Source organism: Kitasatospora sp. NPDC005751, from assembly GCF_040630835.1.
GTDB lineage: Bacteria > Actinomycetota > Actinomycetes > Streptomycetales > Streptomycetaceae > Kitasatospora.
On the sequence record NZ_JBEXYC010000006.1, the window covers coordinates 90,955 to 112,236 of the forward strand.

The window sequence follows — 21,282 nt, forward strand, 5'->3', positions numbered from 1 at the left end:
GGGCCGGCGGGCGGGGCGGGCGGGGCGCCGGAGGAGGGTCCGGGGTGTCGGCGGGGTCGGCGGATTCGTTAGAGTCCGTGCCATGGCTGACAACGACTACGACCCCGCCGGCAACACCCAGATGTTCCGGGCGTTCGTCGACGAGACCCCGGCACCCCAGGCTCCGGGCTCCGTCTCCACCTATGGCAGCAGCAGCGGCGGCAACCGGACCGGTCTGATCGCCGTGATCGCCGTCGTCGCGCTGGTCGTGGTGGGCGCCGTCATCTGGCTGGCTGTCAAGTAATCCGTCCGACGGAGTGCCTGGCGGGCCGGTACGCCCTGCTGCCCCGACGGGGCCTCAGCAGGACTTCCGCCAGGCGTCCAGCTCCAACTTCTTCTGCATGGAGCTGAGGCCCAGCGACTTGGTCCGGGCACAGAACTTCTCCGTGCCGAGCTTGTACTCGACGTGGAAGACCGCCTTGCCCGCCTGGATGAAGGGCGAGAGCCGGGCGCACTCGTCGAACTGCGCGCACTCCTCGTTCACGGCGAAGTCGAAGTCGGGCAGCAGGGCGGGGATCTGGTCCAGGTCGTTCTTCAGGCCGATCGCCATGCCGCGCTCATGGGCGAGCGAGGCCAGCATGCGGTTGTACCGCAGCTGGTCCTCGGCGGTCAGCGGGAAGCCGCTGTTCTGGTTGTAGGCCTCGATGGTGTCCGGTTCGACAGCGTCGAAGCCCTTGCTCCGGCACATGTCGAATCGGGCCGCCATCAGCGGCTTCAGCTGGTCCAGCTTGCGGATGTCGAACCACTTCTCGCCCTTCCAGCCGTTGCCGGAGCCCTGGAGAGCCTTGGTGAAGGCGGCGGCGTCGGGGCGGAAGTCCTCCCAGGAGCCGGCGTTGATGTAGCAGATCACCTTCCGGCCCTTGGCGTGCAGGGCGGCGACCACGGCGGCGTCGGTCTCGAAGCCGTCCACGTCGTAGACCGGGACGTCCACCGACTGGTCGACCCCGCCGCCGAGTTGCCACTGCCAGGCGAGGCCGGGGGTGGGCTGCCAGCGGGCGCCGGCGGGCTGCGCCGGCGTGCCCGGGGTGCCGGGCACCGAGGGGGGGCCCGGGGCCGGCGGCGTGCCCGGTGTTCCCGGGTCGCTCGGCGTGCCCGGGGTGGTCGCGGGCGCCGGGGTGCCGGGCGCGCTCGGTGTCCCGGGGTCGGTCGTCGCAGGTGCGGACGGGGTGCCCGGGACGGGTGCGGCGGTGGCCGCGGGCGGCTGGGAGCCGGTGGCGTCGGCCGAGGTGTCGTCCTCGTCCTCCTGGCCCGAGCTGCTGCACGAGGTCAGCACCAGGGCGGTGGTCAGGGCGAGGGCGGCCAGCAGGGGCCGGGTGGGACGGGTCACGGTACTCGAACTCCGGGTGAGGTCAGGTCGGTTCGGTGACGGCCAGGGCGTGCGGCAGGGTGCTCCAGGGGTTCTCCCCGGCGCCCGGGACCGCGCAGCCGACGCCGGCCCGGCGGGCGGTGATCAGCGCGGCGGCCTCCCCGGCCTCCTCGGCGGGGACGTCGTACACCAGGTGGCAGAACCGGGCGGCGGCGTGCCGGCCGGTCCAGACCGGCAGGGTCATCGCGCGGTACGCCTCCCAGTCCCCCTCGAAGGTGACGAGCAGGTCGGCGAGTCCGACCTCGGCGTAGCCGGGATCGGGGTGGTCGCCGTGGCCGAACACCACGGTCGCGCAACCGGCGGCGCGGGCCGCGGTGGCGAGCCGCCGGTAGTGCGCCAGCGCACCCGGGTGGGTGGCGACCTGGTCGAGGTAGACGCCGGTGATGCCGTGTCGCTGACGGTACGTCAAGATGTCGTCGACCACGGCGGCGTGGGGTCGTCGGCCGTAGTCGGTGTCGGCGTAGCCGAGCAGCGGGAGGCCCGCCTTGCGCAGCTCGTCGGCGGCCTCGGCGAAGACGTTGTCGGGGACGGCGCCGGGGCCGTCGGCCAGGTTCAGCACGACGGCGGCGATCCGGCCCGGGTCGGCGGCGGCGACCGCCTGCCAGGCCGCCGGGTCCACCGCGGGGTGGACGTACAGCGGCACCAGCAGGCGGCCGTCGACAGGGCTCGCGCCGGTCATCCGGTGACCAGGGGATCGGTGCTGAGCCAGAGGTCGCGCAGGGTGTCGGCGAGGTCCGTCTCCGGGTGCCAGCCGAGCTCCCGGGCGGCGGCCGAGACCTCGGCCTGCTGCCAGGAGACGGCGGCCGAGCGCTCGGAGCCGGCGCCGCTCTCGTCGATCCGGCCGGTGAACCCGGCCGCGGCGGCCAGGCCGTCCGCGATCGCCCGGACCGGCTTCGCCCGCCCGGAGGCGAGGTTGAGCACCCGGGGCAGCGGGTGCTCGGCGGCGACGGCCAGGCCGACCGCGCGGGCGACGTCCCGGGCGTCGACGAAGTCGCGGTGGGCCGAGAGGTCCCCGACCTCCACCACGCCGTCGGCGCCCTGCGGCGCGGCCCGGCGCAGCTCGGCGGCGAGCCGGCCGGGCAGCGAGCCGGCCGGTGCGCCCGGTCCGACCGGGTTGAACACCCGCAGCACCACGGCGTCCAGCGGCGAGCCGGCCACCGCGAGGGAGCCGGCCAGCTTGGTCGCGCCGTAGACGCCGACCGGGCGGGCGTCGGCGTCCTCGGCGAGGGAGCTGCCGGGCTCGCAGACGCCGTACTCGCCGGCCGAGCCGATGTGCACCAGCCGGGCCTTCGGCGCGCCCTGGGCCAGGGCCTCGCAGAGCACGGCCGGGCCGCGCGCGTTGACCTCGGCGAGCGTGACCGCGCTGCCGGACACCGCGCCGGCGAAGTTCACCACCGCGTCCGGGGCGAGCGCGGCCAGCTCCTCGCCGAGCGGACCGGCCTGCGCGGTGGCGAGGTCCAGGCGCAGGTCGTGGTCGGGCCGCCGCCCGGCGGTCAGCACGGTGGCTCCGGGCAGTGACCGCAGGACGGTGGCGGCGTGCCGGCCGAGGAAGCCGTCCACGCCGAGCAGCAGGATTCTCACGCGGCCCGTCCGTCGTTCTCGGGGCCCGTCGCGGCGGAGGCCGTCGGCTGCCCGTCGGCGGCGTCCGCCGCGGTGCGGGCGGCCGGGACCGCCGCTCCCGGGCTGTTCGGCACGGCGTACAGGCCCTCGGGCTCGCCCGGGAGCAGCACCGAGCGGTTGAGCGCGAACTCGGCGTTGGCCCGGTCGTAGTCGTCCGGGCGGCCGATGTCGAGCCAGTAGCCGCCGAACTCGTAGGCGGCCGGCGGGGTCTGCGCGGCGAGCAGGTCGAGCACCAGCTCGTCGAAGCCCAGCGGCAGGCCCGGGGTGTAGGCGGCGAGCGCCGAGCGCGACACGCCGTAGACACCCATCGAGACCCGGTAGTCGATGGTCGGCTTCTCCTGGAAGCCGGTGATCGAGCCGGACTCGGTGGTCAGCACACCGAAGTCGATCCTGACCTGGCGGGCGTAGGTGGCGATGGTGAGCGGCGCCCCGGAGGACTCGTGGTGCTTGAGCACCCCGGCGAAGTCCAGGTCGGTGAGGATGTCGCCGTTCATCACCAGGAAGTGCTCGGGCAGCCGGTCCTGCATGGTGAGCAGCGGGCCCATGGTGCCGAGCGGGCTGTCCTCGACGGCGTAGCCGACCCGGAGCCCCCACTGGGAGCCGTTGCCGACGTAGGCGCGGATGATGTGGCCGAGGTGGCCGATGGCCAGGGTGACGGAGGTGAAGCCCGCCGCGGCGAGCTGGCGCATCACGATCTCCAGGATCGCGTGCTGGTCGCCGATCGGGACGAGCGGCTTGGGGAGGGCGGTGGTGTAGGGACGAAGGCGAACGCCCTTGCCACCGGCCAGGATCACTGCGTGCATGGTGTTTCCCCCACGGAAGTATGGTGCGACAGGAGCCTTGTGGTTGCCGGTGCTGCCAGTGAGGTGCGGCAGGTCAGACGTTGTAGATGTCGGTCTTGTAGCGCGCCAGGTTGGCGGGGTCACGGAAGAACTCGATGGTCTGCTCAAGGCCCTGCTCCAGGGAGAACTCCGGGGCCCAGCCGGTGGCCGTACGCAGCCGGGTCGCGTCGGCGACCAGGCGCATCACCTCGGAGTTGGCCGGACGGATGCGCTGCTCGTCCTCCTTCACCGTGAGGTCGGCGCCCATCAGCTTGCCGATCAGGACGACCAGGTCGCCGACCGAGATCTCGCCGCCGGTGCCGGCGTTGAAGGTCCTGCCGACCACGGTCTCGGCCGGGGCGGTGCCGACCGTGCGGAAGGCGTTGGCGGTGTCCTTCACGAAGGTGAAGTCACGGGTCGGGCGCAGGTCGCCCAGGGTGATCTCGCGCTCGCCGGCGGCCACCTGGGCGATCACGGTGGGGATGACGGCGCGCATCGACTGGCGCGGGCCGAAGGTGTTGAACGGGCGCAGCGTGACGACCGGGGTCTCGAAGCTCGCGTAGTAGCTGTCGGCGAGCCGGTCCCCGCCGGCCTTGGAGGCGGCGTACGGGGACTGGGTGTTGATCGGGTGGTCCTCGGTGATCGGCACGGTCTGCGCGGTCCCGTAGGTCTCGCTGGTGGAGGTGTGCACCAGGCGCGGCACGTCGAGGTGGCGCACCGCCTCCAGCACGTTGAGGGTGCCGGTGACGTTGGTGTCGACGTAGGAGTGCGGAGCCCGGTAGGAGTACGGGATCGCGATCAGGGCGGCCAGGTGGTAGACCGCCTCGGTGCCCTTGACCAGGCCGGTGACGGAGCCCGGGTCCCGGACGTCGCCGAGGACGATCTCGACGGAGTCCAGCACCTCCTTGGGGAGGGTCTCCAGCCATCCGAAGGAGGAGAAGGAGTTGTACTGCACCATGGCGCGGACCTGATGGCCGTCCGCGACCAGGGTCTCGACGAGGTGGGAGCCGATGAAGCCCTCGGCTCCGGTAACGGCGACGTTGCTCATCCGGTAGATCGCTTTCTGCTCTGGTACGGGTGGGGACGGCTGGGCGCGGAACGGTGGTGACCCAGCACTGGGGTGGTTCAGCGGTGCCTGGTGGTGCGGCCGAGCACGGGCCCGGCGATGGCGGTGAGGACCGCGGCCGCGGCCCCGCAGCCGATCAGCTGCAGGACGGTCGGGTCGACACCGGTCAGCAGTCCGGCGCACTCGGCGCCCGCGGCTGCCAGACAGATCAGGGCGGTGCTCCAGCTGAACCCGAAGGCGTTCAGCAGCAGCGCCAGCCAGAGGGAGCCGCCGAGCAGCAGCAGCGCACCGAGCTCCGGGACCCCGAGCGCCGGGGCGCCGGGCCAGAGCACGGTGGCGGCGGCGTCCAGCGCGGCCACGGTGGTGAGGTAGATGAACAGGCAGCCGAGCAGCACGCCGGCGGTGCGGCGGGCGAACGCGGCCGGGGTGTGGCTGGTCCGCAGCCCGGCCACGGCCATCGCCCGGTAGCGGAACAGCAGCCACTCGGCGAGCCCGAGGCTGAGCGTCAGCGCGATCATGGCCGGCCCCGTCGGGCTGGCGGACGCGCCTTCCGCGGCCCCGGTGCGGACCGCCTGGTGGACGGTCGTGCCGAGGCCGGCGATCATGGTGAGGGTGCCGACGGCCAGGCCGAACAGCAGGTGCGGCACCTCCTTGCGGAGCGGGAGCCTGAGCACCGTGGTGTCCTGCTCGCTGCGCAGACAGCGGACGACCTCCCGGCCGGCCAGGCCCACCGCGAGCGCGAGCGAGGCCAGCAGCACGACCGTCCGGACGAGTTGCGGCACGTCCACGGCCAGCACCACGCCGGCCCCGATCGCCGACGGTGCCAGTGCCACCAGCAGGAACTTCTCCCGCCCGAGCACCAGCAGGACGGTGGCCGCCGCCAGGTAGCCGGACTGCCCGGCGGCGAAGCAGAGCGCACCGAGCGGACCGCCGATCACGTAGCCGGCGACGGCGGCGACCAGTGCGCCCAGCGGTGCGCCGACCGCCAGGCAGACGCCGGCCGCACGCCGCCGGCCGCGGCCCAGCCAGGCGTACGAGCGGTGCGCCAGCGCCTGGTTCCACGACCAGCTGACCAGGGTGGCGACGGAGAGCGCGAGCATCCCCGAGGGGAGGCCGAAGCGCATCCGGGTGGCCGCGAACAGGTTGGCGCCGAGCAGGTAGCCGAGGCCGGGCAGGGCGAACACCAGGCCGCGCACGACGCACCGCCAGGGGTCGGCCCGCCAGGGGTTGGCGAACTCGGAGCTCGGTCCCGGGTAGCGGCGCTCGACCTTCTCGAACAGCTCCTCGGCGACGGTGAACGCGTCGGGGCGGCCGTACAGCAGCCCGGCCTGCTCGTCGGAGAGGCCGTCGGACTCCAGGAAGGCCGCGATCTCGTAGGGGTGGACGGCGTCGGCGCAGACGTCGGCGAGCCGCTCGGCGAGCTCGTCCAGCGGGTCCGGGGAGAGCTCCAGCTGCTCCTCGGGCTCGGGGACGGGCCGCTGCGCGGGCAGTACGGGCCGGCGGCGCCCCCTCGGGAGGGTGCGCAGCTGTACGGTCTGCTCGGCCCAGTCGGGGCCGGCCTCGTCGGGCACCAGGCGGAGCGGGCCGCTCATGCGCCCACCTCGCTTCGCTCGGCAGCCGCTTCGCGGGACGCGCAGCTTGTGATGGTTCGCTCCCTGCGGTCGTTCACGCGCCCACCTCGCTTCGCTCGGCAGCCGCTTCGAGGGGCACCGGGTCGTCCCAGTCCGCGTCGGACGCGCCGTCGGTGACGGCGACGACGCCGTTCGGCAGCCAGCGGGAGGTGCCCAGCAGCTCGGTGTAGATGCCGCGGAAGCCGTCGATGTTCTGGCGGAGCGTGAACTGCTCGATCACCCGCAGCCGGGCCTGCTCGCCGAGCCGGGCCCGGCGCTCCGGGTCGCGCAGCAGCTCGACGGCGGCGGCCGCCATCGGTTCGGGTTCGCGCGGCGGGACGACCAGACCGGTGTCGCCGACGGCCTCGCGCACGCCGCCCACGTCGGTCGAGACCGTGGAGCGGCCGCAGGACATCGCTTCGATCAGGGTGAACGGGAAGCCCTCGCTGATGCTGGAGAGCATCACCACGTTCCCCGCCGCGTACGCGTCGGTGATGTCCGCGACGCGGCCTTCGAAGGCCACCGAGTCGGCGACGCCGAGCTCGGCGGCCAGGGCTATGCAGCGGTCGCGGTAGGCCTCGCCGCCCTTGGGCGTGCCGCCGAACAGCCGCAGCCGCGCGTCGGGTATCTCGTCGCGGACGATGGCGAAGGCGCGGATCAGCGTCTCCAGGTCCTTGATCGGGTCGACCCGGCCGGCCCAGCTGAGGGTGGGCGTCTCGGGCTCCGGCCCGGCGGGCGGGAAGGCCGCCGGGTCCACGCCGTTGTAGACGGTCCGGATGTGCGCGGACGGCGTGCCGCCGCGCTCCTCCCAGCGCCGGTTGTACCGGTTGCCGGGGGTGACCAGCGCGGCCCGCCGGTAGCTCTCCTCGGCGAGCATCCGGTAGAAGCCCAGCAGCAGCGCCTTGACCGGCCAGCGGTAGGGGCCGGTGCGGTAGCCGAGGTAGCGCTCGCGCAGGTAGATGCCGTGCTCGGTGAGGAGAAACGGTACGCCGTACTGCTGCGAGGCGATCAGCCCGGGCAGGGTGGCGAGGCCGCCGCTCGCCGCGTGCGCGACGCCGTCCTGGGGCGGCTCGACCGACAGCGGGCGCAGCGCGTGCTCCAGCAGGTCGGTGGCGTTGAGCGCGTCGTGCAGGGTGGGCCGGGAGACGCCGGTGGAGAGGTAGTCGCGGGTCCAGACGTGCTGGAGGGTGCGCAGGGCGCGCTCGCTGCGCAGCGCCGGGCTGAGCAGCCCGCGCCGGGCGAGGTCGGCGAAGCCGTACAGCTCGGTGCCGAAGTGGGTGGTGTAGACGGGGTCCAGGATGGAGTGCAGGAAGCGCTCGTACGCGTTGAGGAAGCGGCGCATCTCGCGGCCGCGGGGTGCTCTGCCGTCGGCGGCAGGGCCCCAGAGCGGTGCGGTCGTGACGGACCGCACGTTGGCGGGCAGCTCCCAGGCCAGCGGTTCGTGGCCGGTCCCGGTGACGGCGATGACGTCGAAGTCGACGTCCGGCATGCCCTGGACGAGCTGGTCGCACCAGACGCTCACGCCGCCGTGCTGGTGCGGGTACGTCCCCTCGGTGAGCAGGGTGACGCGCATTCCTGTCCCCCCTCCTGTCCTTGCGTCAAGCGGCCGGCCTGGACGGCCGGGCCCGGTGGCCGGTGGTGGGGCGGGCCGTCGCCCGTCCCACCACCGGTGTCACCTGTTAGCGGGTGCCGGACTGGCCGGCGGTCTTCTTGGTCGGGTCGGCCTTCCCCCCGGAGGCCTTGCCGGTCTGGGCGCCGCCCTTGGCGTTGCCCTTGGTGCTGCTCTTGCCGGCCGTGACGCCCTTGCCCGGCACCGGGACCCCGCTACCGGGGACCAGCGTCGGGGCGTCGGTCCGGGCGGTGTCGCCCGGACCGGCCGGGACGGCGTCGGCGGTGCCCTGGGGCACGACCTTCTTGTCGGCCGGCGCCGGAGCGGTCAGCGTCTTGGCGGTGTTCGGCGCGGCGGCCGGAGCCGCCGGGGTGACCGCCGCGGCCAGCTTGAGCTGGACGCTGCTCTGGAGCGCTCCGGGCTTCACCCAGCCGGACAGCGTACCGGCGTAGGCGGTGCCGAACGCACCCGAGCCGATCGCGAGCTTCTGGGTGGTGCCGGTCGGCATGGTGGCCTGCACCTGGACGCCGGCCGGAGCGCTCACCGTGACGGTGTCGCCGACCCGGTAGGCGGTGACCTGGCCGGCGGTGAGCGCCGCGTTCCAGGCCGCGCGGCGCTGGAACTCGGCGCCGAGGTCCTTCTGCGCCAGGTTCACGATCGGCGCGTTGTCGGCGTGCAGCGCGCGGTAGGTGGAGAGGACCTTCTCCAGCACCGGGTAGACGATCCGGTCCTCGGACAGGTTCGACTGGTGGATGAAGTGCGGTCGCGGGTCGTTGCTCAGCACGTGGCCGAGGTCGATCCGGGCCTCCAGCGGCACGATGTACGACTGGTAGCCGGTGTTCACGTCCAGCGGCGTCGGCAGGCAGGTGGAGTTGGCGTTGTTCTCGCAGACCCCGCTGCCGCCGTTGGCCACGCTGGTGTAGATCCAGTTGTACTCGTCCGTCTCCTCCTTCGCCGTGGCGGCGTTGTAGAAGACGTTCATCGGGTACCGCGGCACGGTCAGCACCGACGAGCCGACGGCCCGCTGGCCGGTCTCGCGGGAGGCGTCGCTGGCCGTCCACTTCACGCCGTTGGCGACCAGCGAGGGAGCCAGGTACGGGTTGTCGCTGGTCTCCTGCGGAGCGGTCAGCAGGCCCGAGTGCTCACCGGTGACCAGCTCGGTCTTGTCGATGTGCAGGTTGCGCGCCGCGGCCCAGTCGATGTTGTTCTTGATCTGGGACGTGATGGTGGCCTGGTCGACCCAGACGGTGTTTCCGGCGGTGTCCTTGGTGCACTTCCACGGCACCACCGAGACGTCCTGGAGGCAGCCCAGGTACGGGTGGGTGTAGGTGTGGTTGACCCACCGGTAGCTGGTCTGGTCGGCGACCATCTGGTCCACCACCGGGTCGGTGGTGACGGAGTGGTCGGCCTTCCAGTCCTCGCTGCCGCCGCCGTTGAACACCATGTCCATGGTGAAGTTGTTGGCGGTCTGCCACTGCTTGGCGTACTGCGCGTCGGCGACCGTCATCCGGATCGGGTCGGCCGTCTCCGGGGTGCCGGGCGGGCAGGTGACGTCACCGGGGGTGCACTTCAGCACGGTGTCCCAGCGGTCGTCCGCCAGGAAGACGTCGTCCACGTGGGCCGCGAAGTAGTTGCGGTCGTAGCCGAGGTGGACGCCCTGGGTTATCCAGTCGACTATGCCGCGCGCCAGCAGGCGGTACTGCTGCTGGTACTGGTTGTAGACGAAGGTGACGACCAGCTCCTTGCGGCCGTCGTGGCTGTACTCGCCGACCAGCGAGCCCTTGGTGGTGGTGCCCGGGATGGTCGTCTCGACCAGCGGGGTGAAGCTCGCACCGGCCGGCAGGGTGGTCAGCGGGGTGGCGAGGAAGCCGTAGCTCTCGCCGACCGCCGGGTCGTTGTCCTCGAACGGGACGCTGCCCTTGAGGTAGCCGAACGGACCCGCGAGACCGGCCGTGGAGACCTGGCCCTGGAAGCCGTCGAGGCTGCCCATGTAACCCGGGTCGGCGGCGTAGTTCAGGCCGACCTCCGGCCTGGCGTAGGTGTACGCGTCGACCTGGCGCACGCCGAACGCCGCCTCGTAGGCGGCGATCGCGGCCATCTCGGCGGAGCCGGCCGCGAACGGGTTGTCGTTGGGCAGCACGATGCCCTGGAACTTGCCGCGCGGCTGGCCGTTGAGGCTGTCGCTGAGGAAGGCCGCATTGATCACCGGGCGTCCGGCGTCGTTGAGGTCGACCAACTTGTACGGGGTGCCCTGGCTCTTCAGCTCGGCCGCGATGGCCGCCGAGGCGGGGCCGCCGTCGCTGATCACCAGGACCGTGAGGTCGATCCTGGGTGCTGCGGTGGCACCGTGTGCGAGGGATGACTGCAGGCCGCCGGCCAGCAGGACTGCTGCCGCGCAGGCGGCAACTCTTCGGGTCGCTCGACCCATGTGTGTTCCTCCCCTGGGCAGGGCGCTTTCGCTGCTCGACGCTCGCCTGCCCGGTCGCTGTTCGCGGGCAGCAGGCTGCCCGGCGCCCATCCTGGTGGAGACTCCGCACCGATTGGGACCAAATGGGCAGGAGTGCAGCGAATCTGTTACCAACGTTCATGGCGATGCCATGAAGGCGCTGATTGTGACCGGAAGAGCGCCTGTTGCGCAAATAATGAATTGAGAATTAAAAACGGCGCCGGAGCGTTACCGCTGGTCACCGACCGTGCGGTGATGACATGTATGCCGCGCCCTACACTGGCGGCGTTGCGCATGACACTCTTGCACATCCCCCTGTTCCGTCGGGCAGGTTCATGCAATATCGCGTCGGGTTGTGCCACGGCACCGCTCGAATATCCAATGGAGGCCGCCGCGTGACCGAGCAGCAGACCGAGACCGCCGCAATCGAGGCCCTGCGGAATGCCGTGGGGACGTCGGTGGAGGGCGACCGGGACGGTGCCCGGGAAGAGGTCCCGGAGCCCGCTCCGGAAGCCGCCCAGCAGGCCCGGAGCCTCGGCCTGCGGGGCGCCGTCAACGCCCGCGATCTCGGTGGCTACCGGACGGCCGACGGACGGGTGCTGAAGCACGGCGCCGTGCTGCGCAGCGACGGCCTCAACCGCCTCACCGACGAGGACCTCGACCTGCTCGCGGCGCTCGGCCTGCGCCAGGTCGTCGACCTGCGCAGCCTCGACGAGGTCCGCGAGGCCGGCCCCGACCGGGTCCGCGGCCTGCCGGTGGCCGTGATCGCGGCCGCCGAACTGTCCGCCGCGCCCATCACCGTCGAGCGCACCGCCCCGGACGGCGTGACCCTGCACCACCTGCCGGTCTTCGCCGCGGATTTCGACATCTACGTCGCGCTGCGCGACGCCCTGGCCGACCGCAGCCCGGAGAAGCAGCGCGCCCTGCTCGGTGACGGCCGGGCCGCCGCGATGATGACCGGCCTCTACCGGTGGTTCGTGACCGACCCGGTGGCCCGCGAGCGGTTCGCCACCGTGCTGCGCCTGCTGGCCGCGCCGGACGGCGCACCGCTGCTGTTCCACTGTTCGGCCGGCAAGGACCGCACCGGGTGGACGGCGGCCGTCCTGCTCACCGCCCTCGGGGTGGACCGCGAGACGGTCTTCGCCGACTACCTGCTGACCAACGAGCGCTCCGCCGCGATCGTCGAGACCATCGTGGACAGCTTCGGCACCCGCGGCCTGATGCAGGAGCCGGAGCTGCTGCTCCCGGTGTTCCGGGCGGAGCGCGACTACCTGGAGGCGGCCTTCGAGGAGGTCGAGGCCGGCTGGCCCGACTTCGCGTCGTTCTGGCGGGACGGCCTGGGCCTGGACGACGCCGTGCTGGCGGGCCTGCGGGCCAACCTGCTCGTACCCTGAGTCGCCCCGGCCCGGCCCGGGCCCCGGCTCACCCCTCGCTGATCAGGCCCTCGCGCAGCTGTGTGAGGGTCCTGGTCAGCAGTCGGGAGACATGCATCTGGGAGATGCCGATCTCCTCGCCGATCTGCGACTGGGTGAGGTTGCCGAAGAACCGCAGCATGATGATCCGGCGCTCGCGCGGCGGGAGCTTGGCCAGCAGCGGCTTCAGCGACTCGCGGTACTCCACGCCCTCCAGCGCGAGGTCCTCGTAGCCGAGCCGCTCGGCCAGCGGGCCGTCGCCGTCCTCCTCGCCGGGGCTGGAGTCCAGGGAGCTGGCGGTGTAGGCGTTGCCCACCGCGAGCCCCTCGACCACGTCCTCCTCGCTGACGCCGAGGCAGACGGCCAGCTCGGCGACGGTGGGGGAGCGGTCCAGCTTCTGGGCCAGGTCGTCACCGGCCTTGGTGAGCGCCAGCCGCAGCTCCTGCAGTCGCCGGGGCACCCGGACCGACCAGCTGGTGTCCCGGAAGAAGCGCTTGATCTCGCCGACCACCGTCGGCATCGCGAAGGTGGGGAACTCCACCCCGCGGTTCGGGTCGAACCGGTCGATCGCCTTGATCAGGCCGATCGTGCCGACCTGGACGATGTCCTCCATCGGCTCGTTGCGGCTGCGGAAGCGCGCGGAGGCGTACCGCACCAGCGGCAGGTTGAGCTCGATCAGGGTGTCACGGACGTAGGTGTGCTCGGCGCTGTCGGCCTCCAGGGCGGCGAGCCGCTGGAAGAGCGAGCGCGAGAGCGTCCGGGTGTCCAGCCCGGGGCCCGGCGGCGCCTGCGGCGCGACGACGGCCGTCGCGGCCGGCGCGGGGTCGATCTCGGCGACGGACGGTGCGTCCGGGCCCCGCTGGAGCGGGATCCGGTCGACGGCGACCGCGGTGCCATGGGCCTGACCAGCGTGGATCTCCGCAGTGCCCAGGTCTCCGGACATGCACCCACCCCCTTGTGACTGACAGTTGAACGGATTCCGTCGCGCGGTGGTTCCCGAGGACGCCCTCCCCCTGCATACCGGAACACAGTCCCCGGCAAACCCGAAGGTCGCAAGACGTCACGCGGCGGTAACGCGCAGCAATCCCGGGCGGGCCCAGTGGTTCGCGGTGTTCTGTCCGTGATTGTGACGGTCAGTCTTCCCAGGAATTGCCGGTCCGAAGCCTGGTCAGGATCCGCGAGAGCAGGCGGCTGACGTGCATCTGCGACATCCCCAGCTCGGTGCTGATCTGGGACTGCGTCAGGTTGGCGAAGAACCGCAGCATGACGATCCGCCGCTCCCGCTCGGGCAGCTGGACCAGCAGGTGGCGGACCATGTCCCGGTGTTCGACCTCCGCCAGCGCCGAGTCCTCGTAGCCGAGCCGGTCCAGCAGGGCGAGCCCGCCCTCGTGCTCCTGGGCCGCCTCCAGGGAGGCCGCGTTGTAGGCCCGGCCGGCGTCCAGGCAGGCCCGGACGTCCTCCTCCGGGATGCGCAGGCTGGCGGCGATCTCGGGCACCTTGGGGGCCCGTCCGTGCACCACCGTCAGCTCCTCCATCGCGCCGCTGACCTGGACCCAGAGCTCCTGGAGCCGGCGCGGGACGTGCATGGTGCGGACGTTGTCGCGGAAGTAGCGCTTGATCTCGCCCAGGATGGTCGGCAGCGCGTAGGTCGGGAACTGCACGCCGCGGTTCGGGTCGAACCGGTCGATCGCGTTGATCAGGCCGATCGTGCCGACCTGGACGACGTCCTCCATCGGCTCGCTGCGGCTGCGGAAGCGGGTGGCCGCGTAGCGCACCAGCGGGATGTTGACCTCGATCAGCGCCGCCCGGACCCGCTCCCGCTCGGGGGCGTCCGGGGGCAGTTCGGCGAGCCGCTCGAACAGCACCCGGGTGAGCGTCCGGACGTCCACCACCGGGCGGCCGCCGGGGCCGCGCAGGCCGTCCGGGCGGAGCTCGCCGGCCGGGCCGATGACGGTGGCCAGGACCTCGTCCCCGGGCGGGGGCGCCGGGCGACCGGCGTCCGGTGCGGCGGCCTGGGCCTGGGCCTGGGCCGGGGCCTGCGCCTGGGTCGGGGCCTGGGTCTGCACCTGGGTCGGGGCCTGGGCCTGCGCCGGGGCCTGGGCCTGCGCCGGGGCCTGGGCCTGCGTCGGGGCCTGGGCCTGCGTCGGGGCCTGGGCGGTGGTCGGTCCGGCGGTCTGGACGACGGACTGGACGACGGTCTCCGCGGTGATCTGCCCGGCGGCTTGACCGGTGCCGGTGTCCGGCGCACTCCCTGGTGTCCGCACGGACACGTCACCCCTCCCAAAGTCGACAAACGGTGGGACTTGCGGATCGGGTGTCGCGGCTCGATTCACCACCTCGCCGTGTCCGGCAAAACCGGTCATAGCATCACAAGCCGGGCGCAGGTCGGGCAAGTACCGAGGGGAGGTGTGTTGGTGCGGCGCCGGTGCGCCACCCGGCCCCCCGGGTGGCGCGGCGCCGGGGGCGGTTTCCGGACAGCGCAAGGCGCCCCGCCCGGGACCCGGGCGGGGCGCCTGCGGCCGTCCGGGGGACGGTCCGGGGTCAGACCTCGATGTCGGCGATCACCCAGGTGGCGAACTCCCGCCACTGACCGGCCGCGGCCTGGTGGGCCGGGTGGGTGAGGTAGGCCTGCAGCGCCGCACGGTCCTCGACCAGGCTGTTGATCGCGTAGTCGTGGGCGATGTCGCGCTCGGTGGTGTTCCAGCCGCACTCCCACTCGCGCAGCTCGGGGATGACCGGGCCGAGCGCCTCGAAGGCCTCGGCGCCGGCGAGCGCCCGCTCGTCGTCCTTGCTGACGCCTTCGTTGAGCTTGAACAGGACCAGGTGCCGGATCACGATGCCGCTCCTCGCGGACGGGGGACTGAGGGTCCCGCACACCGTAGCCGGAGCCGCCGGGGCCGGAGGACCACCCCCTGGTCCGCTACTTCACCAGCCCGGTCATGAAGGTGCCGACCGCTTTGGCGGCGTTCGAGATGCCCTCGAACCCCAGCTGGACCAGCTCGGCCGCGCGGGCGGGCGAGGTGATGATCGTGTAGAGCACGAAGATGAGCAGGAGGACCATGCCGATCTTCTTCGCCTGCGCCATCCGGTGACCTTCCTCCCTGCTGTGGGCCGCCGCCATTCGGTCCCCGAGCGGCCCTCTGCAGAGCGCAGCTTATCCACCGGACGGCCCATCAAGTGTGCGACGCGTTCACCCGGCGGGACGAAGGTCCCCGGGAGTGGGGCCTTTCTCCGGGTGCCCGGGCGCGGACCGTCGCGCAGGATGGGTGGTGTGCCGCGGATCTGGCAGGAATCCCCCGGCACGTGGATCCGGAGCTCCCCGCTGTGGGACCGGTCGCCGCGACTTCCCCCCGACGCGGCGCCGGTTGTGGGAACTCCGCCGGGGGAGCGGTTGGTCCCCCGAGCCGCTCCCCCTCCAGGCTCCGTACTCGCCGGGCGTTGGTGGTCATCGGCCCCGGGTGCGGAGCCCTTCCGCGCCCGAGGGTGCGCGGGAACGACGAGGGCCCCGACCGTCTCCGGTCGGGGCCCTCGTGCTGCTGGCGGTAGCGGTGGGATTCGAACCCACGGTGAAGTTGCCCCCACACACGCTTTCGAGGCGTGCTCCTTTGGCCGCTCGGACACGCTACCGAGGGGAACTCTACCGGACGGGTGGCGAGGTCACGAAATCCGTATCCGGCCGGCGGCCGGCGGCCGCGTTCAGCGGTGGTTCTCGAAGAACGCGCGGAGCTGCTCGCCGCACTCGTCGGCGAGGACGCCCGGGATCACCTCGGGGCGGTGGTTGAGCCGGCGGTCGCGCATCACGTCGAAGAGCGAGCCGGCGGCGCCGGCCTTCTCGTCGAGGGCGCCGTAGACCACCCGGTCGATCCGGGAGAGCACGAGGGCGCCCGCGCACATGGTGCAGGGCTCCAGGGTGACGACGAGGGTGCAGCCGACGAGCCGCCACTCCCCGAGCGCGGCGGCGGCCTCCCGGACGGCGACCACCTCGGCGTGGGCGGTCGGGTCGCCGACCGCCTCGCGCGCGTTGTGGCCGCGTCCGATCACCTCGCCGTCCGGGCCCAGGACGAGCGCCCCGACCGGGACGTCCCCGGTGGCCGGCGCCAGGGCGGCCTCGGCGATGGCGAGGCGCATCGGCGCCGCCCAGCGGTCGCGGACCGGGTCGGGGCGGACGGGGGCGGGGAGCGGGGCTATCTGGCGGGTGGACGCGGACTGCATGGCATCCAGTGTCCGGCATCCGGCGAGGGGCACCGGCCCGTTACCGGACGGCCTCCAGGACCTCGCCGCAGCCGAGGGCCTCGGCGATCTCCTCCAGGGCGTCGCCCGGCACCGCGCCCTCGCCGCTGAGGGCGAGCAGCTCCTCGGCCGGCAGCCCGAACTCGGTGAGCAGGTGGGCGTCGCCGAGCGGGCCGACCGGGACGCCGCCGCGGGCGTCCGCGTCGCCGTCCTCGTCCTCCTGCCCGGTTGAGGCCTGCGCCTCCTCGTCCTCCAGCTCGGCGACCAGGTTGTCGAGGTCGCCGAACTCGCTCTCGCCGGCCTGGTCGACCAGCTCGTCGGTGAGGACGGAGCCGTAGCTGCTGCGGGCGGCGGCGGCGCCGTCCGACACGAAGATCCGCGGGTCCTCCTCACCGTCGACCCGGACGATGGCGAACCAGACGTCCTCCTGTTCGATGAAGACCAGGACGCTGTCGTCGTCCTGGGCGGCTTCGCGGGCCAGATCGGCCAGGTCCGCCAGGGTTTCGACGTCGTCGAGCTCCGTCTCGCTCACATCCCACCCGTCCTCGGTGCGAGCAAGCACTGCAGCGAAGTACGCCACCAGGGACACTCCCAAGATCATCGGTCTCGGCTCGGCGCTCCGGGCAACGCGGAATCTGGCCGCCCCCGCGCCAGAGGCGGCCCGCTGTTCGGACCGTCCCCTCGGAATCGTGACAGAAAGCCCGGCTTTGCGGGGAGTGTTCGGCAGCGCGTCTTTGCAGGTCGTGTCGGAAGGGCCGGCCCGGAGCCGGTGAACGGGCGCCGGGTGCGCCGGGTGCGCGCCGTCGGATCCCCGTGGGCGCGCCGCGGGCCCGTCAGAACCGGAAGGTTCGCATCCGCATCGCTTCGCGCATCCGGCGCTCCTTGGTGCGCCGGGGCTGGACCCGTTCCCGCAGTTCGCGCGCCTCGGCCAGTTCGCGCAGGAACACCGTCCGCCGTTTGCGGCGCTCCGCCTCGGTCTCCGGGTGGTCCGGGGGCAGGCCCGAGCGCCCGCCCGACGGGCCCGTGGACCCGCCCGCCGAGCCGTCCCCGTTCTTCGGGTTGCTCGTCATAGGACCTGACTTTCCCAGATCGGCCGGATTGATACCACAGGAGGACGTTCCGCCCCGACATTCGCGGTGCGTCACGGCGCGTCATCGCTGGGTGACCGCGGTCGGCTCCGCGCCGGGACGCGGCGCCGGCCCGGTGGGCCACCGGGTGGCGTACGGGCGTCCGGGGCCGGGCTAACCTCGACGTATGCGGATCCACGTCGTCGACCACCCCCTGGTCGCCCACAAGCTCTCCACCCTGCGCGACGAGCGCACCGACTCGCCGACCTTCCGTCGCCTGACCGACGAGCTGGTGACCCTCCTCGCGTACGAGGCGACGAGGGACGTCCGCACCGAGGAGGTGGAGATCACCACCCCCGTGGCGGTCACCACCGGAACCCGGCTGAGCTACCCCCGGCCGCTGGTCGTCCCGATCCTGCGGGCCGGCCTGGGCATGCTGGACGGGATGACCCGGCTGCTGCCGACCGCCGAGGTGGGCTTCCTCGGCATGGTGCGCAACGAGGAGACCCTGGAGGCCTCCACCTACGCCACCCGGATGCCGGACGACCTCTCCGGCCGCCAGGTCTACGTGCTCGACCCGATGCTGGCCACCGGCGGCACGCTGGTCGCCGCGATCAGGATGCTGATCGAGCGGGGCGCCACCGACGTCACCGCCGTGGTGCTGCTGGCCGCGCCCGAGGGCGTCGCGGTGATGGAGAAGGAACTGGCCGGGCTGCCCGTCACCGTGGTGACCGCCGCCGTCGACGAGCGGCTGAACGAGAACGGCTACATCGTCCCGGGCCTCGGCGACGCGGGCGACCGCCTGTACGGCACCGCGGGCTGAGCCCGCGCGCCACGAACGGACGAACGGAGCCCCCCGGCGGTGCCGGGGGGCTCCGTTGTGCCCGGGGGCCGGCTCAGCAGCTGCCGGTGGTGCTCGGGGTCGGGGTGGGTTTGGTCGCCAGGGCCAGCGCGGCGGCGGCCTGGGTCTCGTCCAGCAGGGCGTTGTAGCTGTCGCCGATCACGAAGTCGACGGTGGTGTCGGTCCGGGCGTCCGCCGTGGTGAGGGCCCCGGCGATCTGGGAGCCGAGCAGGGTGGACGCCCCGGCGCCGGCCGGGCCGGCGACCACCTGGGCGGTGCCGGGCACCTTCTTGTCCAGCTCGGCGGGCGCGTTGCCGACCTTGCCGATGGTGAAGCCGCGCTTCTTCAGCTCCTCGGCGGTCCGCGCGGCCAGCCCGGACTTGGCGGTGGCGTTGTAGACGTTCACCGTGATCGAGGCCGGCTGCGGGATGGCGTTCGGATCGGTGGGGGCGCCGGAGGGCGGGGCCGAGCCGTCCGGGGTGGGGGCGGCCAGCGGTTTGCCCGAGGGCGACGCGCAGGCCTGGGCGGAGGCGTTCTTGCCCTTGCCGGTGAAGATGTCCCAGAGCTGCACGCCGCCGAGGCCGATCAGGGCCAGGGCGAGCAGTGAGCCGATCAGGGCGAGGACCTTGCGGCTCTTCTTCGGCGGCCGGCCCAGCCGTGGATAGCTGTTGCCGGTGACGCGGTACTGCTTCCCCTTCAGGCCTTGGGGAGTCAACATGCTCACGGTTTGTCTCCCCCTCGTGCCAGGGCGGGGATCGGGTGACGGAAACGGCCTGGGTGGGCGGCGTACGCCACGGACTGCGGCCGTAGTCAGCAGATTAGTGCCGGACGGCTGCGAAGGTACTAAATGATCATCATCTGGAGTACGCCGGCACCCGAACGGGGGTACCGGTGCATGCGCGGACCGCCCTCCGGAGGTGGCCGGAGGGCGGTGTCCACACGGGTCGCGGGGTGCGGGACGGGCCCGTCACTCCATTTCGAGGACGCGGGCGTGCAGCACCTGGCGCTGCTGGAGCGCGGCGCGTACGGCGCGGTGCAGCCCGTCCTCCAGGTAGAGGTCGCCGTGCCACTTCACGACGTGGGCGAAGAGATCGCCGTAGAAGGTGGAGTCCTCCGCGAGGAGGGTCTCCAGGTCGAGTTGGCCCTTGGTGGTCACCAGCTGGTCCAGCCGCACCGGACGCGGGGCGACGTCCGCCCACTGGCGGGTGCTGGTCCGGCCGTGATCCGGGTACGGCCGCCCATTGCCGATGCGCTTGAAGATCACACGGAAAGCCTACCGTTTGGGCGGCGGATGGCGCAGCAGCCGCGACCGCGCCACGCGCACCGGCACGAGCTGCGGGCGGACGATTGCGGCTGTTTCATGGGAAATGTCGTGAACGTCGCCCCTCAGTCGTGCCCTGGAGCGTGCACCGATGTCCACCGCCGAGCCGCCGTCCGCCCCCTCCGGCACCGAGGTCGTCCCGGAAGTCGTCCCGCCCGCGGTGCGGGAGATCGCCGAGGGGTACGCCTTCGCCGGGCCCGCCCTCGACCTCGGGGCGGTGCTGCTGGACGGCACCGCCTACCGGGACGCCCAGGTGCGCATCCCGCTCGGGGTGCTCAACCGGCACGGGCTGGTCGCGGGCGCCACCGGCACCGGCAAGACCAAGACCCTCCAGCTGATCGCCGAACAGCTCTCCGCCCAGGGGGTGCCGGTGTTTCTGGCCGACATCAAGGGCGACGTCTCCGGGATCTCCGTGCCCGGCGCACCGGGCGAGCGGACCGCCGCCCGGGCCGCCGAGGTCGGCCAGGACTGGTCGGCGCAGGGCTGCCCGACCGAGTTCTACGCCCTGGGCGGCCTGGGCACGGGCATCCCGATCCGAGCCACCGTCACCAGCTTCGGCCCGCTGCTGCTCGCCAAGGTGCTCGACCTGAACGAGACCCAGGAGTCCTCGCTCGGGCTGGTCTTCCACTACGCCGACCGCAACGGCCTGGAGCTGTACGACCTCAAGGACCTCACCGCCGTCATCACCTTCCTCACCTCGCCCGAGGGCAAGGAGGAACTGAAGGGCATCGGCGGGCTGTCGGCCGCCACCGCGGGAGTGATCCTGCGCTCGCTCACCATGCTGGAGAACGAGGGCGCCGGGGCGTTCTTCGGAGAGCCGGAGTTCGACACCGCCGAGCTGCTGCGGACCGCCCCGGACGGGCGGGGCCTCGTCTCGGCGCTGGAACTGCCCGCGGTGCAGGACCGGCCGCGGCTCTTCTCCACCTTCCTGATGTGGCTGCTGGCCGACCTCTACCAGGAGCTGCCCGAGGTGGGGGACCTCGACAAGCCCAAGCTGGTGTTCTTCTTCGACGAGGCGCACCTGCTCTTCAGCGGCGCCTCCAAGGCGTTCCGGGAGGCGATCACCCAGACCGTCCGGCTGATCCGCTCCAAGGGCGTCGGGATCTTCTTCGTCACCCAGACGCCGAAGGACGTCCCGGCCGAGGTGCTCGCCCAGCTGGGCAACCGGGTGCAGCACGCGCTGCGCGCCTTCACCCCGGACGACGCCAAGGCGCTCAAGGCGACGGTCTCGACCTTCCCCCGGTCCTCGTACGACCTGAGCGAGGTGCTGACCTCGCTCGGCACCGGCGAGGCGGTGGTCACGGTGCTCTCCGAGCGGGGCGCGCCGACGCCGGTGGCGGCGACCAGGCTGCGGGCGCCGCGGTCGCTGATGGGTCCGGTCGAACCGGCCGCGCTGCGGGCGGCGGTGGACGCGTCGCCGCTGGCGGCCCGCTACCGGGACGCGATCGACCGGGAGTCGGCCTACGAGAAGCTGGCCGCCCGGGCGGCGCGGCCGGAGCCGGCACCGGTGCCCGAGCCGGTCCCGGAGTCGGTGCCGGCCGGGGAGCCCGCCGCGCCGCGGCCGGCGCCCGAACCGCGTCGGAGGTCCGAGGCGGGGTCGGGGGAAGGGGCCGGGGACGGTGGTGGGCTGCTCGGGTCCCTGCTGAGCAACCCGACGCTCAAGTCCTTCGCCCGCTCGGCCGGGACGCAGCTCGGGCGGGAGATCTCGCGCAGCCTGTTCGGGACGTCCCGGCGGCGGCGGTGAGCCGGGCCGTGGTGCCGGGAGTGTGGTCGGCCGGCCCGGCCCGGCCCGGCCCGGCCCGGCCCGGCCCGGCCCGGCCCGGCCCGGCCCGGC

20 protein-coding genes, 1 tRNA gene and 1 pseudogene are annotated in these 21,282 nt (G+C 72.9%); 4 read left to right on the forward strand and 18 right to left on the reverse strand.

The features are described from left to right. Positions 1 to 82: 82 nt before the first annotated feature. Complete coding sequence (locus ABZ497_RS08895; protein WP_329488653.1) at positions 83 to 283, forward strand: hypothetical protein; 201 nt, start codon at positions 83 to 85, stop codon at positions 281 to 283. Between the two features lie 54 nt (positions 284 to 337). Here ABZ497_RS08895 and ABZ497_RS08900 read toward each other — a convergent pair whose 3' ends face one another. The 8 genes and pseudogenes from ABZ497_RS08900 to ABZ497_RS08935 all read right to left on the reverse strand — a co-directional run bounded on the left by ABZ497_RS08900 (position 338) and on the right by ABZ497_RS08935 (position 10,559). Further along, complete coding sequence (locus ABZ497_RS08900) at positions 338 to 1,075, reverse strand: endo alpha-1,4 polygalactosaminidase (protein ID WP_359804178.1); 738 nt, start codon at positions 1,073 to 1,075, stop codon at positions 338 to 340. A gap of 313 nt (positions 1,076 to 1,388) precedes the next feature. Next, on the reverse strand, positions 1,389 to 2,084 hold the full coding sequence (locus tag ABZ497_RS08905) for a spherulation-specific family 4 protein (protein ID WP_329488652.1): 696 nt from the start codon (positions 2,082 to 2,084) through the stop codon (positions 1,389 to 1,391). Continuing rightward, entirely contained in the window at positions 2,081 to 2,986 is a 906-nt protein-coding gene (locus ABZ497_RS08910; RefSeq protein ID WP_359804075.1) for an NAD(P)-dependent oxidoreductase, read from the reverse strand. The genes ABZ497_RS08905 and ABZ497_RS08910 overlap by 4 nt, the downstream gene beginning before the upstream one ends. Before the next feature lie 134 nt (positions 2,987 to 3,120). Further along, a pseudogene (locus tag ABZ497_RS08915) lies at positions 3,121 to 3,828 on the reverse strand (nucleotidyltransferase family protein); the annotation flags it as partial. A gap of 73 nt (positions 3,829 to 3,901) precedes the next feature. Continuing rightward, a complete protein-coding gene (locus ABZ497_RS08920; RefSeq protein ID WP_329488650.1) occupies positions 3,902 to 4,894 on the reverse strand; it encodes an SDR family NAD(P)-dependent oxidoreductase in 993 nt (330 codons plus the stop codon). Positions 4,895 to 4,971: 77 nt separating this feature from the next. Continuing rightward, a complete protein-coding gene (locus ABZ497_RS08925) occupies positions 4,972 to 6,504 on the reverse strand; it encodes a hypothetical protein (protein ID WP_359804076.1) in 1,533 nt (510 codons plus the stop codon). Between the two features lie 73 nt (positions 6,505 to 6,577). Further along, positions 6,578 to 8,095, reverse strand: coding sequence for a GT4 family glycosyltransferase PelF (gene pelF, locus ABZ497_RS08930; RefSeq protein ID WP_329488648.1), 1,518 nt, complete (start codon positions 8,093 to 8,095; stop codon positions 6,578 to 6,580). Positions 8,096 to 8,201: 106 nt separating this feature from the next. Next, positions 8,202 to 10,559, reverse strand: a complete 2,358-nt coding sequence (locus ABZ497_RS08935) for a hypothetical protein (protein WP_359804077.1) — start codon at positions 10,557 to 10,559, stop codon at positions 8,202 to 8,204. 413 nt (positions 10,560 to 10,972) lie between these two features. On the opposite strand from ABZ497_RS08935, the gene ABZ497_RS08940 reads away from it, so the two are divergent. Next, a complete protein-coding gene (locus ABZ497_RS08940; protein ID WP_359804078.1) occupies positions 10,973 to 11,971 on the forward strand; it encodes a tyrosine-protein phosphatase in 999 nt (332 codons plus the stop codon). A 28-nt stretch (positions 11,972 to 11,999) separates the two neighbouring features. Here ABZ497_RS08940 and ABZ497_RS08945 read toward each other — a convergent pair whose 3' ends face one another. From ABZ497_RS08945 to ABZ497_RS08980, 8 genes are all read right to left on the reverse strand, one after another. Then, positions 12,000 to 12,932 carry an RNA polymerase sigma factor SigF gene (locus ABZ497_RS08945; protein ID WP_359804079.1) on the reverse strand — a complete coding sequence of 311 codons (933 nt, stop codon included), beginning with the start codon at positions 12,930 to 12,932 and terminating at the stop codon, positions 12,000 to 12,002. 190 nt (positions 12,933 to 13,122) lie between these two features. Beyond that, positions 13,123 to 14,055, reverse strand: a complete 933-nt coding sequence (locus ABZ497_RS08950; RefSeq protein WP_359804179.1) for an RNA polymerase sigma factor SigF — start codon at positions 14,053 to 14,055, stop codon at positions 13,123 to 13,125. Positions 14,056 to 14,530: 475 nt separating this feature from the next. Then, positions 14,531 to 14,824, reverse strand: a complete 294-nt coding sequence (locus ABZ497_RS08955; protein WP_329488644.1) for a Dabb family protein — start codon at positions 14,822 to 14,824, stop codon at positions 14,531 to 14,533. Positions 14,825 to 14,909: 85 nt separating this feature from the next. Continuing rightward, positions 14,910 to 15,074 (reverse strand): hypothetical protein, encoded by a 165-nt coding sequence (locus ABZ497_RS08960; protein ID WP_199926184.1) that lies wholly within the window; start codon positions 15,072 to 15,074, stop codon positions 14,910 to 14,912. 452 nt (positions 15,075 to 15,526) lie between these two features. After that, positions 15,527 to 15,616, reverse strand: a tRNA-Ser gene (locus ABZ497_RS08965). A gap of 69 nt (positions 15,617 to 15,685) precedes the next feature. Next, positions 15,686 to 16,201, reverse strand: coding sequence for a tRNA adenosine(34) deaminase TadA (gene tadA / locus ABZ497_RS08970; RefSeq protein ID WP_352290499.1), 516 nt, complete (start codon positions 16,199 to 16,201; stop codon positions 15,686 to 15,688). Positions 16,202 to 16,241: 40 nt separating this feature from the next. Beyond that, positions 16,242 to 16,820 carry a tRNA adenosine deaminase-associated protein gene (locus ABZ497_RS08975; RefSeq protein ID WP_359804080.1) on the reverse strand — a complete coding sequence of 193 codons (579 nt, stop codon included), beginning with the start codon at positions 16,818 to 16,820 and terminating at the stop codon, positions 16,242 to 16,244. Between the two features lie 232 nt (positions 16,821 to 17,052). After that, positions 17,053 to 17,289 carry a hypothetical protein gene (locus tag ABZ497_RS08980; protein ID WP_359804081.1) on the reverse strand — a complete coding sequence of 79 codons (237 nt, stop codon included), beginning with the start codon at positions 17,287 to 17,289 and terminating at the stop codon, positions 17,053 to 17,055. Between the two features lie 184 nt (positions 17,290 to 17,473). Between ABZ497_RS08980 and upp the strand changes: the two genes are divergently transcribed. Beyond that, complete coding sequence (gene upp, locus ABZ497_RS08985) at positions 17,474 to 18,109, forward strand: uracil phosphoribosyltransferase (RefSeq protein WP_329488640.1); 636 nt, start codon at positions 17,474 to 17,476, stop codon at positions 18,107 to 18,109. A gap of 73 nt (positions 18,110 to 18,182) precedes the next feature. Here the strand turns inward: upp and ABZ497_RS08990 are convergent, their stop codons facing one another. Together ABZ497_RS08990 and ABZ497_RS08995 are read right to left on the reverse strand one after the other, a co-directional pair. Continuing rightward, positions 18,183 to 18,845: a LytR C-terminal domain-containing protein gene (locus ABZ497_RS08990; protein WP_329488639.1), complete on the reverse strand. Its 663-nt coding sequence runs from the start codon at positions 18,843 to 18,845 to the stop codon at positions 18,183 to 18,185. A gap of 249 nt (positions 18,846 to 19,094) precedes the next feature. Beyond that, complete coding sequence (locus ABZ497_RS08995) at positions 19,095 to 19,391, reverse strand: type II toxin-antitoxin system VapB family antitoxin (protein WP_030061387.1); 297 nt, start codon at positions 19,389 to 19,391, stop codon at positions 19,095 to 19,097. A gap of 148 nt (positions 19,392 to 19,539) precedes the next feature. On the opposite strand from ABZ497_RS08995, the gene ABZ497_RS09000 reads away from it, so the two are divergent. After that, positions 19,540 to 21,192, forward strand: a complete 1,653-nt coding sequence (locus tag ABZ497_RS09000; RefSeq protein WP_359804082.1) for a helicase HerA-like domain-containing protein — start codon at positions 19,540 to 19,542, stop codon at positions 21,190 to 21,192. Positions 21,193 to 21,282 lie beyond the last annotated feature (90 nt).

Excerpts from the sequence above, each read along its gene's own strand:
- ABZ497_RS08895 (WP_329488653.1), top strand. The coding sequence starts at position 83 with ATGGCTGACAACGACTACGACCCCGCCGGCAACACCCAGATGTTCCGG.
- ABZ497_RS08905 (WP_329488652.1), bottom strand. The coding sequence starts at position 2,084 with ATGACCGGCGCGAGCCCTGTCGACGGCCGCCTGCTGGTGCCGCTGTAC.
- ABZ497_RS08920 (WP_329488650.1), bottom strand. The coding sequence starts at position 4,894 with ATGAGCAACGTCGCCGTTACCGGAGCCGAGGGCTTCATCGGCTCCCAC.
- ABZ497_RS08925 (WP_359804076.1), bottom strand. The coding sequence starts at position 6,504 with ATGAGCGGCCCGCTCCGCCTGGTGCCCGACGAGGCCGGCCCCGACTGG.
- pelF (WP_329488648.1), bottom strand. The coding sequence starts at position 8,095 with ATGCGCGTCACCCTGCTCACCGAGGGGACGTACCCGCACCAGCACGGC.
- ABZ497_RS08935 (WP_359804077.1), bottom strand. The coding sequence starts at position 10,559 with ATGGGTCGAGCGACCCGAAGAGTTGCCGCCTGCGCGGCAGCAGTCCTG.
- ABZ497_RS08945 (WP_359804079.1), bottom strand. The coding sequence starts at position 12,932 with ATGTCCGGAGACCTGGGCACTGCGGAGATCCACGCTGGTCAGGCCCAT.
- ABZ497_RS08960 (WP_199926184.1), bottom strand. The coding sequence starts at position 15,074 with ATGGCGCAGGCGAAGAAGATCGGCATGGTCCTCCTGCTCATCTTCGTG.
- tadA (WP_352290499.1), bottom strand. The coding sequence starts at position 16,201 with ATGCAGTCCGCGTCCACCCGCCAGATAGCCCCGCTCCCCGCCCCCGTC.
- ABZ497_RS08975 (WP_359804080.1), bottom strand. The coding sequence starts at position 16,820 with ATGATCTTGGGAGTGTCCCTGGTGGCGTACTTCGCTGCAGTGCTTGCT.
- ABZ497_RS08980 (WP_359804081.1), bottom strand. The coding sequence starts at position 17,289 with ATGACGAGCAACCCGAAGAACGGGGACGGCTCGGCGGGCGGGTCCACG.
- upp (WP_329488640.1), top strand. The coding sequence starts at position 17,474 with ATGCGGATCCACGTCGTCGACCACCCCCTGGTCGCCCACAAGCTCTCC.
- ABZ497_RS08990 (WP_329488639.1), bottom strand. The coding sequence starts at position 18,845 with ATGTTGACTCCCCAAGGCCTGAAGGGGAAGCAGTACCGCGTCACCGGC.
- ABZ497_RS09000 (WP_359804082.1), top strand. The coding sequence starts at position 19,540 with ATGTCCACCGCCGAGCCGCCGTCCGCCCCCTCCGGCACCGAGGTCGTC.